Raw genomic sequence first — 13,022 nt, 5'->3', positions numbered from 1 at the left:
GCCGGGAGTTCAGATGCTTTTGACTATTGGAAGGTGGCAACAAAAGCATTCTGAGCCCCGGCTTTCTTATGCCTAATGAAAAATCTTCACTTAAAATTTATATATTCTTACTTGCAAACCAGCACCTAACTGCTATCATGTGAACATTACTATTTTGCAAGTAAGGAGAGCGAAGTGAGACGTGAAATAAGCCAGATTTTTTATGGGGAACCAGTAACCGAAGGAGCCGGTGTAAAGCTTCATCGCGCTTTTGGATATTTCGAAGCATCCCTTTTTGATCCCTTCCTGATGCTGGACGACTTCCGTTCACATAACCCCGAAGATTACATTAAAGGTTTCACATGGCATCCCCACCGCGGTATCGAAACAATCACTTATATCCACAGCGGCGATATTGAACATGGCGACAGCCTTGGAAATAAAGGGATAATCTCATCCGGCAGTGTACAGTGGATGACCGCCGGTAGCGGCATTGTTCATCAGGAAATGCCGAAGGGAGATAAAAACGGCTCAATGCTCGGATTTCAGCTATGGGCAAATCTCCCTGCTTCCCATAAAATGATTGAGCCCTGCTATCGAGAAATTACTAAAACTGAAATTCCAGAAATTAAACGCAAAAACGGAACCATAATAAAAATTATTGCAGGTACCGTGGACGGGATAAAAGGTCCGGCCCGCAACATTGCCATTGACCCTGAATATCTTGATTGTAACGTTCCCGCCGGACTTGAATTTGTACATCCTCTAAACAAAGAATACACCGCTTTCATTTATATAATAGAAGGAAAAGGATCAGTTAATGGTTCCGTAGTGAAGAACCGCGCGCTTATCCTGTTTGATAAAGGCGAAGAGCTTGCCATAACTGCGGGTAAAAAGGATCTGCGATTTCTGCTTATTTCAGGCAAACCATTAAATGAACCGATTTTCTGGCGTGGTCCTATCGTCATGAACTCCATGGAAGAATTGGAACAGGCTTTTCGAGAGTATCAGGAAGGAACATTTGTAAAGCACAATTTATCAGGAGGACAGTCTAATGAATTTCAAGGATATTCTAATCAAAAGAAGAGCAATTAATTTTTTCGATCCTGACCGCGACGTAGAAGAGTCTCTCTTAAAAACGATTATTAAAAATGCTGCCAACGCACCTTCAAGTTACAACCTCCAGCCATGGAAACTTATGGTGCTGAGAGATCATGACAAAAAATCAGCACTTCAAACCCTTGCCTTTAATCAACCGAAAATCACCGAAGCTCCGGTCATACTTATTGTTCTAGCTGACCGCGACGGATGGAAAGCAGGAAACAGCTCATTCGAGTCTGTTTTCAAAGACAATGTTGATTCAGGGAAAATGCAGCAGGAACAGAAAGACGGTTTCTCAGGCACCACGCAAACCCTGTACGGACAAACCAGTGAATCCTCTCAAGCTTTTGCCAATAAAAATGCAGGATTATTCGCAATGTCGCTTATGTATTCAGCCACGGAGCAAGGACTTGAGACCCATCCTATGGATGGCTTCGATCATGACGGAGTGAAAAAAGAATTCAATATACCTGACAATTACTGGATTCCTATGCTCATTGCAGTCGGCTATTTAAAACCCGGAGTAAAAGTTCACCCCAAAGCATGGCGACAATCTTATGAAGAAATGATCCTTAAATAACAATTTATGCTCCTGCCAACGGTTTTAATATCACGATGGAAGGTATGCGGGATCAATCCCCTGCCGTTTCCCGAAACTTTCCGCCGTTCACCGAAAATGGGATGCATAGGTGTTTTATCTGTGCTTTAATCCATAAATAGAAAGACACTCACCGCAGAAAGTGAGTGCACACAGACAGAAAAGGGTTCGACGACAACAGGAAATTTGAATCAGGAACAAGATACTGACCAAAGTATCTTCCGAAAATTCCAACACCGGGGGCAAAAGAAAATGGGCAAACAAAAAACATTGAACCGATGGTTTCCAGTTCTGGGAGCAATTCTTATCCAGCTTGCTCTCGGAGCAATCTACGCGTGGTCGGTATTCACGCCATCACTTGTTGCGGCAGGTTGGACAAAAATTCAAACTCAGATTGTTTTTTCAATCGGCCTTGTAACCTTTGCCCTTTCAATGGTCTGGGCCGGTAAAAAACTTGCCGTATGGGGTCCCAAAAAACTTGCGATGCTCAGCGGGCTTGTACTCGGAGCAGGTTACGCCCTTGCAGGATTTTTCGGCGGAACTAACTTCACAGCTCTCTGTCTCTTTATCGGAATTATCGGCGGAGCAGGAATAGGACTTGGCTATGTTGTTCCTATCGCAGTAGGCATGCGCTGGTTTCCTGATAAAAAAGGGTTCATCACAGGGCTTGCTGTTGCAGGTTTCGGATTCGGCGCAATGGCATGGGTAAAACTTGCCGGAGCATGGGGAAGCCTTATTGCCGACTTCGGACTTTCCACAACCTTTTCTATCTACGGATTAATCTTTTTTGCAATGATAGCACTCGGTGGAACGTGGATGGTTTTCCCCCCTGAAGGCTGGCTCCCTGAAGGATATAATCCCGAAGCGACTTCTTCCGGCAGTGCCGCTAAAAAAGAAGAAAATTTCTCATTCTCCGAAATGCTTAAAACTCCTCAATTTTTACTCATTTTCATAACCTTTACCTTCAGTGCGGCAGCAGGACTCATGTCCATCGGGCTGATGAAACTTTATCCCATGGAAGCTCTTCAGGCACAGGGTCTTTCTGCCGCTGAATCAAGTGCTATCGCAGGAACAGCAATGGCAGTTTTCTTCAGCCTTTCCAATGGGCTCGGAAGAATTGCATGGGGAACTGCAAGCGATAAACTCGGGCGTAAAATGTCCATACTTTTGATGACCGCGATTCAGGGACTGACTCTGTTAGCCTTCACCAATATGGCCGGACACGAATACCTGCTCTATCTCGGCGCGACCATCATCGGATTTAACTTCGGCGGAAACTTTGCCTTGTTCCCGACTATGACAGCTGACACTTTCGGAACCAAGAACGTAGGTCAGAATTATCCTTACATTTTCCTCGCCTACGGAGTCGGAGGGATGTTCGGACCGATGCTCGGCGGAAAATTGGGAGATCTCGGAAACTTCCCGATGGCTTTCACAATCTGCGGAGTTTGCTGTATCATCGGCGCAGTTGCAATCTCACTGGTAAAACAGCCACAAAAAAACTGTGAAATGGCTGAACCGGAATTCGCTGATTAAAAACTAAAAAGAATAGTCTCACATTTCCCGAGAACCTTTCAGCTTAAAAAATAAATAAATCCTCCAGTTAATATAGGCAACTGGAGGATTTATTCGTTTAAAAGCCGACAATTATATTTATAAATAGGACTCAAGCCTTAGCTTGACAGGTCTCTGCTCAGTCACTAATTCTTTCATGTTACAGCAATGCGCAACATTAGAAACCGGAACAACTCTTTTTTTCCGGTCTTTTTTATAATGATAATTAATTCTAAGGAGAGTTTTTGTGGCTTATAATGTAAAGCTTTTTAAAATGGTTAATGGCGATATGGTTATCGGAAAATGGGATGCTGAAAAAAATCTTATTACTGACCCTGCAGTTCTTCAGACTGTTCCTGCCGAACAGGGTGTGCAAATGATGATTCTGCCTTTCGGATATCCTTTTGATAATGAAATTGAAGGCGAAATCGACGGCAAGCACATTATGTATGAATACAAAAACTGCCCTGAAGATGTATCCACTAAATACCTTGAAGCTGTCAGCAAACTGACTCTTTCTTCAGGCGGCCTTGGTGGCAATTTAGGTGGTGGTATGAGAGGCGGAAACGTTTCTAACATTTCTGAACTTCTCAAGAAATAATTCAGACGGGGAGCTTTTTGTTAAGCTCCCCGCTTTAAACTTCCCGCGACATCTCTCCTGTGGTATATTTCCGGCTCAGTCTTTCACGCAATGTCGCGTATAAATCTTTTTTTTACAGGCAATACATTTGAAAAAGCTACTCCCCCTCCTGACACGGCCCACACGTTACCTCGGCTCTGAATGGGGCACCGTTCATAAAGACCCTGCGTCTGTTAAAGCTCATATAGCTCTCGGATTTCCAGATCTATATGAAATAGGGATGTCATATCTCGGACAGAAAATTCTTTATGAAATTGTGAACAAAAATCCCGATTTCTACGCTGAACGAGCTTACGTGCCATGTGAAGAAACCGCCGGAATAATGCGTGAACACGGCGAATTGCTGTGTACCATGGAAAGCGACACTCCGCTCAAAGACATTGACGCGGTCGGGGTAAGCCTTACACATGAGCTATGCTATACAAATGTACTTTATATGCTCGACCTTGCCGGAATTCCGCTTAAAACTGCGGATCGGGGTGAAGACTGTCCGCTTATTATTGCCGGTGGAGGAGCCTGTTTCAACGCCGAACCTATGGCTGATTTTTTCGACATAATGATGCTCGGCGATGGCGAAGAATCAATCATACGAGTCCTTGAAACCATTGCCGATTGTAAAGAAAAAAATCTTTGCCGGGCTGACAAACTGACCGCATTGTCAAAACTTCCGGGTATTTATATCCCATCCTTTTTTGATCCTGAAAATCCCGGTGATTTTTGTGTAGAAAAAGCTATTGTCGACGACCTTAACCCTATTGATTTCCCCAAAGATCAGGTCCTTCCCTATGGTAACGTCATACACGACAGGCTGACTCTTGAAATTGCCAGAGGTTGCACAAGAGGTTGTCGATTCTGTCAGGCGGGTATTATTTACCGTCCGGTAAGAGAACGCACACCGGAAATTCTGAACAAGACATTGATGCAGGGGCTTGAGGAAACCGGTTACGAAGAAACTTCGTTACTATCGCTAAGCACTGGTGACTACTCCGCACTTGATGCTTTTTTTGCAAAAAGTTTCGACCACTGCGCTGCTGAACAAATTTCCATTTCACTCCCCTCTCTGCGTGTCGGCTCGCTTTCCGAGCCTATCATGGAACGGATTGCAACCATCAGACGGACTGGAGCGACTCTCGCACCGGAAGCCGGAAGCCAACGTTTACGAGATGTCATCAACAAAGGCATTACCGAACAGGGACTGTTGGATCATTCGCGAATGCTCTTCGAAAACGGATGGCAGAGCATCAAACTTTATTTCATGATCGGCCTGCCCACCGAAACATTCGAAGACCTTGACGCAATCCTCGACCTCTGCCTCAAAGTCCGCGACATTGCCGGGCCGCATGTTAAACTCATGCAAATCTCAGCAGCTATTTCACCGTTTGTGCCCAAACCGCAAACTCCTTTTCAGTGGGAACGTCAAATATCACTAGAGGAAATTAATGAAAGACTTGATTACTTGCGCGCAAACTTCAGTAAATATAAACGCATCAAACTGAAATTTCACATTCCCCGCATGAGTTTCCTTGAAGGAATTTTCTCACGCGGAGATCGTCGCCTAGGCCCGGTTATTCAAAAAGCATACGAACGCGGTGCTCTTTTTTCAAGCTGGAAAGATCACCTGGATTTAGCTCCATACCTTGAAGCAATGGAAGAAGAAGGTCTCACCTCCGAAGAATTCCTTGCAGAACGTCCGGTTGAAAACAGACTCCCATGGGATCACCTTTCATGCGGTGTCAGCAAAAAGTTTTTACTGACTGAAAGAGATCGCGGTTTTAAAGGAAAAGTCACCGGAGACTGCCGTTACGAAGAATGCCGTAATTGCGGTGTTTGTGAATTTGACGGGCGTAAATCTCTATTAAAAGTTCAGGCCGCAGAAAAAGATATCCGCCCGAAAATGGTTTTCACTCAAAGAGATCAGGCAAATAAGGATGTTCAGCCCTTTGTTCAAAAAGAAAAACCGAACATGGGTTTAAAAGGCAGTCACTTTCGCATCTGGTACACAAAAACCGGAACGACAGCCTATTTAAGCCAACTTGATTTGCAACCAGTTTTTGAACGGGCCATACGCAGGGCCAAGCTTCCGCTGACCTTTTCTCAAGGCTTTCATCCTATGCCTCGTATTTCTTTCGGACGGGCCTTGCCTGTAGCCGTAGAAAGCCAGGCTGAGTGGATGAATGTAATGTTCCGCACTGAACTTACTGATGAAGAAGTGGTTGAAAAACTGAACAAACAAATGCCCATCGGCATTGTAATGATCAAAGCTGACAAGCTTTCTCTTGCCCATAAACAAAGCCAACCGCAAATTGAAGACTTTCTACTGTCTTTCAATGGTGACAATGAAGAAACAGCTCAGCGCGTGGCAAAATGGCGTGAATTTATGGAATCTGAAGAATACATAATCTCGCACAAGTCCAAAAAAGGATTTAAAGAGAAAAATGCCAGACCATGTCTCAGCAGTTACGAAGAACTTGGTAACAATAAAATAAAAATGACTTTTAACTGGACCGATCTTTACATCAGCCCGACCAAAATCATTGCAGCAGTTTGTCCCGGAACAACTCTGCTGGACTATTCACTGATCAAAACAGATCAAAGATTCGAATAACTCCCCCATAATACTAAATAAAAAAGGGCTGCATTTCATAACATGAAATGCAGCCCTTTTTTATTTAGATAAATTAATTACCTACCATTCAAAAAATGGTTCACCGTCTTTTGTAATATTTAAACTGATTATTTTATACGCATCGCGCTGGCTGTCATTTGCCCTTTTAATATTAATAATGATTGGGACTTCCCCTATTGCCAGAAGCTTAAATTCAAACCGCCAGCGGCCGAAATCTCCCACCATGCCTGATTCAGGTTTTAAAATCTGAAATTTTTCAAGATTGACCAACTTAGGGTCAAACGTAATTCCGTCAAACTGATATCCACCAGAACCGGGATTCCTCATTTCAAAAATGACTGAGTCCCCCGGCATCATGATCAGCGACAAATCATGCATACCGTCAAGATCATACTCCGGGACAGAAGACGCAAACGGATTAATATACGCGCACCCTCCTAAACCGAAAAGAAGCAAGACACATATAGCTAAAATTGAAGCCTTATTCTTAGCATCAACGTGCAACAAACATTGACATTTTTTAAGAGATTTATTGGAATTAAAGAATAAATTATTTTTCATAAGTGATTTCAAGATGTTAAAGATTTGAGAAAAAACTGATTCAAGTGTAATACTACGGGATACATACGGCAAGGGGAAGCCGTATAGTTGAATTGTTTTCTCCATTATCTTACTGTTTCGATGTGACCTTTTTTCGAGCATCGTTCGTAAAAAGGATACCTGTTTTTATTACAGATTTTACCCTTTCAAGGAGTGTGAGGATGAAACGTTCATTAGTATTTCTGGCGCTTGTCGCCATTCTGGCTCTCGGCCTGATCGGCTGTAGCTCAGATAAAAAGGAAGAAGCTACAGCTAAACAGGAAACAGCTGAAAGCGCAACCGTCGGTAAAACCCTGAAACTTGCCATGGATGCCGACCCGGTATCTCTTGACCCTCAGGTTCAGCTTTCCGGTGGAATGATGCAGTACGCTCACATGGTTTTCGACCCTCTCGTTCGCTGGGCAAAAGACGGTTCATTTGAACCACGCCTTGCTGAATCATGGGAACAGGTCAACGCTACCACAATGCGTTTCCATCTTCGTAAAGACGTTAAATTTCACAGTGGCAACCCCCTTACAGCTGAAGATGTTGTATGGACACTTGACCGCATCAAATCCAGCCCTGACTTCAAAGGACTATTTGAACCTTTCGGTCAGGCTGTCGCTGTTGACGACTACACTGTAGACATCAACACTAAGAAGCCTTACGGGTTGCTCCTTAATATGGCTACTTACATCTTCCCCATGGATAAAAAATTCTATTCTGGTAAAGACGAAAGCGGAAAAGATAAAGCTGCAATCATAAAAACCGGTCCTTCCTTTGCTAACTCCAACGAGTCCGGCACCGGTAAATACATCGTTGCTGAACGTGAACAGGGTGTCCGCACTATTTTCAAAGCTTTCCCTCAGTACTGGGACAAAAACAGCGGTAATGTTGAAACCATCATCCTTACTCCGATCAAAAATGATGCTACACGTGTAGCTGCACTTCTCTCCGGCGATGTTGATTTCATCATGCCTGTTCCTCCTCAGGACCTTGAACGTATCGGCAGCACTGAAAGTCTTGACCTCGTGACCATGTCCGGTTCACGTATCATCACCTTCCAGCTCAACCAGAAACGCTTCGAGCCTTTCAAGAACCTTAAAGTTCGTCAGGCTATCGTCTACGCAACCGATAACTCCGGTATCGTAGAAAAAGTCATGAAAGGATTCGCAACTGTTGCATCTCAGCAGGGTCCAAAAGAATTCGCAAGCTACAATGCAGAACTTACTCCTCGTTATGACCTTGAAAAAGCAAAACAGCTCATGAAAGAAGCTGGATACGCTGACGGTTTTGAATGCACAATGATCGCACCTAATAACCGCTACGTTAACGATGAAAAGATTGCGGAAGCTTTCGTTTCTATGCTCGGAAAAATCGGAATCAAAGTAAGTCTCAAAACTATGCCTAAAGCACAATACTGGGACCAGTTTGATGCTCAGGTTGCTGACATCGAAATGATCGGCTGGCATCCTGACACAGAAGATTCTGCTAACTACACAGAATTCCTTCTTATGTGTCCTAACAAGGAAACAGGATACGGTCAGTACAACAGCGGTAACTACTGCAACCCAGAAGTTGACGCTATGACCATCCAGACTCAGACTGAAACAGACACTGCAAAACGTAGCGCTCTTCTTCAGAAAATTGAAAAAGCACTTTATGACGACGCAGCATTCGTTCCTTTACACTGGCAGAACCTTTCATGGGCCAGCAAGAACAACATGAATACTGAAGCAATCGTAAATGTTCAGAACTTCCCTTACTTCGGTGACCTTGTTATCAAGTAGCCGTACTCACAACCTAATACAAAAAACAGAGGGGAGCCCCGTAAAGGAGCTCCCCTTTGAAATGAAGTGCCTATGTTTGCTTTTATAGTCAGAAGAATCGCACAGGCGATAATAGTTATGCTGGTTATCGGCTTTATCGGCTTTGCCATCAAGCAGAGCTTCGGTGATCCGATCAGGGAAATTACCGGAATATCAGTTTCCGTAGAAGAACGTACCAAAATCAGAGATGAACTCGGACTTAATGATCCATTTATGGTTCAGTTCGGCAGATTTATCAAAGGGGCTGCTCATGGAGACATAGGCAGATCTTTTTTCTATAAAAAATCTGCACTTGAAGTCATCCTCAGCAAAGCTCCGGCTACGCTGGAGCTGGTTTTCTGTTCTGCTATAATAATTGTACTTTTTTCTATACCTCTTGGTATCTATTCAGCCATCAAGCCGAGATCTATACTCTCGCGAATTATCATGGGAGGTTCGACTCTAGGGGTCTCTATCCCTGTATTCCTGACCGCCATTTTGATGATTTACATTTTTTCGGTTGAACTACACTGGCTACCCTCGTACGGACGAGGTGAGACAATAAATCTTGGCGGTTGGCGGACAGGTCTCCTGACACTGGACGGCCTCAAGCATTTGATTATGCCATCAATTGCCTTATCCTCAATTATGCTGCCCCTGTTTATTCGTCTTATCCGCTCTGAGATGATGGAAGTTCTTGAGAACGACTACATCAAATACGCATGGGCGAAAGGACTTACTCCGCGCCGGGTATGGATTGTTCACGCTTTTAAGAACACACTGCTTCCGGTTATCACCGTCGGCGGCGTACAGCTTGGAACCATGATCGCATTCACCATCCTGACTGAAACAGTTTTCCAGTGGCAGGGCATGGGCTTCATGTTCATTGAAGCTGTAGAACGCGGCGATGCTCCCCTTATGGTAGCCTATCTGGTAGTTGTCGGATTTATATTTGTTATTGTTAACACTCTGGTTGACGTCATTTACGGACTGGTCAACCCACAAGTCAGAATTACGGGGCAAAAATGATAACCAGAACTCGCTGGCAGAGATTCAAAGAATCATATTTTCTGCATGACTTCCTGCGCGACCCCGTTGCTCTTACAAGCTTCTGTATTTTGGTCGTGTGTTTAATTTTAGGTTTTGCGGCACCGCTTATTGCTCCTTTCAACCCATATGATTCCGTAAACATAAATATTATGGATGCGGAAATTCCTCCTTCATGGCTTGCCGGGGGACATGCGGATTTCCTGCTTGGTACTGACGGACAGGGAAGAGATTTATTCTCCACCATGCTTTACGGCATGCGGGTGTCTCTGATCATCGGTTTCGGAGCGGTTGCACTTCAGGCTTTTCTAGGAATTCTGGTCGGCCTGGTTGCCGGATTCATGGGCAAGAAAACAGAATCAATCTTAATGCGTATTGCAGATGTCCAGCTATCATTCTCTACTTACATGGTAGCGATCTTTATTTCTGCAATCTTTCAGGCAGCCTTCGGTTTGGCAAAATATGAAGAAATTGCTGTGCCGCTCCTTATTCTGATCATCGGATTTGCGGAATGGCCTCAGTATGCACGCACAGTCCGTGCTTCCGTGCTGGCTGAAAAGAAAAAAGAATACGTTGAAGCAGCTAAAGTCATAGGCCTTTCAAAAAGGCGTATTATGTGGAGACATATTCTCCCTAACACCCTTTCACCGGTATTCGTTATTTCCACCATTCAAGTTGCAAATGCCATCATGAGTGAAGCTGCACTTTCCTTCGTAGGACTGGGCATGCCCGTTACACAGCCCTCTCTTGGATCGCTGATTAATGTGGGATTTGAGTATATATTCAGCGGATCGTGGTGGATTACCATGTTCCCCGGAATTACACTTGTAGTTCTGATTCTGGTCATCAACCTGCTTGGCGACTGGCTACGCGATTTCCTGAACCCCAAGCTGTATAAGGGATAGAAGACCATGCAACATCTACTCGAAGTAAAAGACTTAAGCGTAGGCTTCGCTTTGCGGAACGGCTCTCTAACGGCTGTACGCAATGTAAGTTTTAATCTGGATAAAGGTGAAAGACTCGGACTGGTTGGAGAATCCGGAGCAGGTAAATCTGTTACCGGTTTTTCGATCATTAATCTGATATCAAAACCTGGATATATCTCAAACGGATCAATCCTGTTTGAAGGTAAAAATCTAGCGAAACTACCCAGCGAAGAAATGCGCAAGATTCGCGGCAACAGAATCTCAATGATCTTTCAGGACCCGATGATGACCCTTAATCCGGTTCTTACCATCGGCACCCAGATGATCGAGACTGTGTTAGCCCACATGAATGTATCCCGCAAAGAAGCCGAAGAGATTGCTCTTGAAAAGCTTAGAAAGGTCTACATTCCTTCTCCGCACAAAAGACTTGCTCAGTATCCGCATGAATTCTCCGGAGGCATGCGTCAACGTATTGTAATCGCCATTTCGCTTTTGACTGAACCGTCCCTGATTATTGCGGATGAGCCCACAACAGCCCTTGATGTTACCATTCAGGCTGAAATTATGGATCTTCTCCTTGAGCTTTGCCAATCGGATGATATGGCTCTTATCCTGATCACACACGATCTTGCTGTTGTCTCAGAAGTGACACAGAGAATAGCGGTTATGTATGCAGGAAGCATTGTTGAAACAGGCATCACCAGTGAAGTTACAACGAATCCTGGTCATCCTTATACAAAAGGACTGATCGCCGCACTGCCGCAAAGCGGAGGAGCCGGTGACAGACTGACTCAGATTCCCGGAGCCATGCCTTCTTTGGTGAACATGCCGTCCGGTTGTCCATTTCATGCAAGGTGCAACCTCTGTACAGATATTTGTGAACGTGAAGTCCCGAAACTTATCGAAAATAAATCCGGTATTCTGGTGGCCTGCCACCATGCCGATAAATAATAGAGACTCGTCATGCAGACTGACTCCCTCGTAGAAGTAAAAAATCTGGTTAAGCACTTCGACATTTCAGGTGGATTGCTTGATCAGTTATCATTGGAAAAAGGACGCATCACGCGCCGCCATACTATTGTTCAGGCTGTAAATGACATCAGCTTTGCAATAAAAAAAGGTGAAACCCTCAGTGTTGTAGGCGAATCAGGATGTGGTAAATCCACACTCGCAAGAACAGTTATGGGGCTCTACCCTCCTAACAGCGGTGAAATCTATTATGATGGACATCGTATTGACCAACTGTCATCCTCTCAAATGCTCCCGTTCCGTACGAAAATGCAGATGGTTTTTCAGGACCCTTATGCGTCTCTGAATCCACGTATGACAGTTCGGCAGATAATTGAAGAACCGATCTACTTTCACAATAAGGGAATCTCACGCGGGGAAGCTAAAGACCACCTTCACAAGGTGATGCGTAGCGTCGGCATGGACCCGGAATGGGTTAATAATTATCCGCATGAATTTTCAGGTGGACAAAGACAGCGCATAAGCATTGCACGCGCACTTGCAGTAGACCCTGAATTTATTGTGGCAGATGAACCCATCGCCGCTCTTGATGTATCCATTCAGGCCCAAGTCTTAAACCTGCTGATGGACGCGCAGGAAGAACGCAACCTGACTTACCTGTTTATCAGCCATGACCTTTCAGTTGTAGAGCATATCAGCACCAGAGTGGCAGTTATGTATCTGGGCTGTTTATGCGAACTTGCTCCTGCAAAAGATCTATTTTCATCGCCTAAGCATCCGTATACACAAGCTCTTCTCTCAGCTATACCGACCCTTGGCGGAAAACGTAAAAAGCATATTCACCTCTCTGGAGATGTGCCTACTCCTATTAATCTGCCTACAGGTTGCGTATTCAACGGTAGATGTCCTCATGCAAATGACCGTTGCAGAGAAGAAAGACCTCAAGCTATTCAAGTAGAAAACGAAGGATTAGTTGTTTGTCATGCCTTCGAAGAAGGAAGATTATAACATTCTAATCGACATAATTATAAAACCTGCTTATATTATATTGGATTTCAAACATTTTTGATTTTGTTAGACAAAATCAAAAATGGTTATTATCCTATGCCCTTATCTATTAGGCTCCTCGACGTTTCGTGTGGAATTGACTTGATCGACAACACAAGTGAATGCAGTATATTCGGATGACTTATAC

At 44.2% G+C, this 13,022-nt stretch carries 11 protein-coding genes; 10 read left to right on the top strand and 1 reads right to left on the bottom strand.

Translation table 11 applies throughout. The annotated features are described in order from the left end of the window. Positions 1–174: 174 nt before the first annotated feature. From JEY82_RS13125 to JEY82_RS13105, 5 genes are all read left to right on the top strand, one after another. On the top strand, positions 175–1,074 hold the full coding sequence (locus tag JEY82_RS13125) for a pirin family protein (RefSeq protein ID WP_304086134.1): 900 nt from the start codon (positions 175–177) through the stop codon (positions 1,072–1,074). Then, on the top strand, positions 1,034–1,660 hold the full coding sequence (locus JEY82_RS13120; RefSeq protein WP_304086132.1) for a nitroreductase family protein: 627 nt from the start codon (positions 1,034–1,036) through the stop codon (positions 1,658–1,660). Before JEY82_RS13125 ends, JEY82_RS13120 begins: the two co-directional genes overlap by 41 nt. 270 nt (positions 1,661–1,930) lie before the next feature. Continuing rightward, the gene (locus JEY82_RS13115; protein WP_304086130.1) at positions 1,931–3,214 is read left to right on the top strand and encodes an OFA family MFS transporter; all 1,284 of its coding nucleotides are present in this window, start codon (positions 1,931–1,933) and stop codon (positions 3,212–3,214) included. Between the two features lie 265 nt (positions 3,215–3,479). Beyond that, positions 3,480–3,833, top strand: a complete 354-nt coding sequence (locus JEY82_RS13110) for a hypothetical protein (RefSeq protein WP_304086128.1) — start codon at positions 3,480–3,482, stop codon at positions 3,831–3,833. Positions 3,834–3,960: 127 nt separating this feature from the next. Continuing rightward, positions 3,961–6,477: a TIGR03960 family B12-binding radical SAM protein gene (locus tag JEY82_RS13105; protein WP_304086126.1), complete on the top strand. Its 2,517-nt coding sequence runs from the start codon at positions 3,961–3,963 to the stop codon at positions 6,475–6,477. A gap of 81 nt (positions 6,478–6,558) precedes the next feature. On the opposite strand, the gene JEY82_RS13100 is transcribed toward JEY82_RS13105, so the two are convergent. After that, positions 6,559–7,059, bottom strand: coding sequence for a hypothetical protein (locus tag JEY82_RS13100; protein ID WP_304086124.1), 501 nt, complete (start codon positions 7,057–7,059; stop codon positions 6,559–6,561). A gap of 200 nt (positions 7,060–7,259) precedes the next feature. Here JEY82_RS13100 and JEY82_RS13095 point away from each other — a divergent pair, with 200 nt between their 5' ends. From JEY82_RS13095 to JEY82_RS13075, 5 genes are all read left to right on the top strand, one after another. Next, a complete protein-coding gene (locus tag JEY82_RS13095; protein ID WP_304086122.1) occupies positions 7,260–8,867 on the top strand; it encodes an ABC transporter substrate-binding protein in 1,608 nt (535 codons plus the stop codon). A 72-nt stretch (positions 8,868–8,939) separates the two neighbouring features. Further along, positions 8,940–9,914: an ABC transporter permease gene (locus JEY82_RS13090; protein ID WP_304086120.1), complete on the top strand. Its 975-nt coding sequence runs from the start codon at positions 8,940–8,942 to the stop codon at positions 9,912–9,914. Further along, positions 9,911–10,837, top strand: a complete 927-nt coding sequence (locus tag JEY82_RS13085; protein WP_092161966.1) for an ABC transporter permease — start codon at positions 9,911–9,913, stop codon at positions 10,835–10,837. Before JEY82_RS13090 ends, JEY82_RS13085 begins: the two co-directional genes overlap by 4 nt. A gap of 6 nt (positions 10,838–10,843) precedes the next feature. Further along, positions 10,844–11,809 (top strand): ABC transporter ATP-binding protein, encoded by a 966-nt coding sequence (locus JEY82_RS13080; RefSeq protein ID WP_304086116.1) that lies wholly within the window; start codon positions 10,844–10,846, stop codon positions 11,807–11,809. Positions 11,810–11,821: 12 nt separating this feature from the next. After that, on the top strand, positions 11,822–12,835 hold the full coding sequence (locus JEY82_RS13075) for an ABC transporter ATP-binding protein (protein WP_304086114.1): 1,014 nt from the start codon (positions 11,822–11,824) through the stop codon (positions 12,833–12,835). Positions 12,836–13,022 lie beyond the last annotated feature (187 nt).

Source organism: Maridesulfovibrio ferrireducens (genome assembly GCF_016342405.1).
GTDB classification, from domain to species: Bacteria; Desulfobacterota; Desulfovibrionia; order Desulfovibrionales; family Desulfovibrionaceae; genus Maridesulfovibrio; species Maridesulfovibrio ferrireducens_A.
This window is presented reverse-complemented; position numbering and strand designations above follow the sequence as displayed.

Bases quoted from the DNA above. Each gene is read 5' to 3' on its own strand.
- JEY82_RS13095 (WP_304086122.1), top strand. From the start codon at position 7,260: ATGAAACGTTCATTAGTATTTCTGGCGCTTGTCGCCATTCTGGCTCTC.
- JEY82_RS13080 (WP_304086116.1), top strand. From the start codon at position 10,844: ATGCAACATCTACTCGAAGTAAAAGACTTAAGCGTAGGCTTCGCTTTG.
- JEY82_RS13090 (WP_304086120.1), top strand. From the start codon at position 8,940: ATGTTTGCTTTTATAGTCAGAAGAATCGCACAGGCGATAATAGTTATG.
- JEY82_RS13100 (WP_304086124.1), bottom strand. From the start codon at position 7,059: ATGAAAAATAATTTATTCTTTAATTCCAATAAATCTCTTAAAAAATGT.
- JEY82_RS13120 (WP_304086132.1), top strand. From the start codon at position 1,034: ATGAATTTCAAGGATATTCTAATCAAAAGAAGAGCAATTAATTTTTTC.
- JEY82_RS13085 (WP_092161966.1), top strand. From the start codon at position 9,911: ATGATAACCAGAACTCGCTGGCAGAGATTCAAAGAATCATATTTTCTG.
- JEY82_RS13075 (WP_304086114.1), top strand. From the start codon at position 11,822: ATGCAGACTGACTCCCTCGTAGAAGTAAAAAATCTGGTTAAGCACTTC.
- JEY82_RS13115 (WP_304086130.1), top strand. From the start codon at position 1,931: ATGGGCAAACAAAAAACATTGAACCGATGGTTTCCAGTTCTGGGAGCA.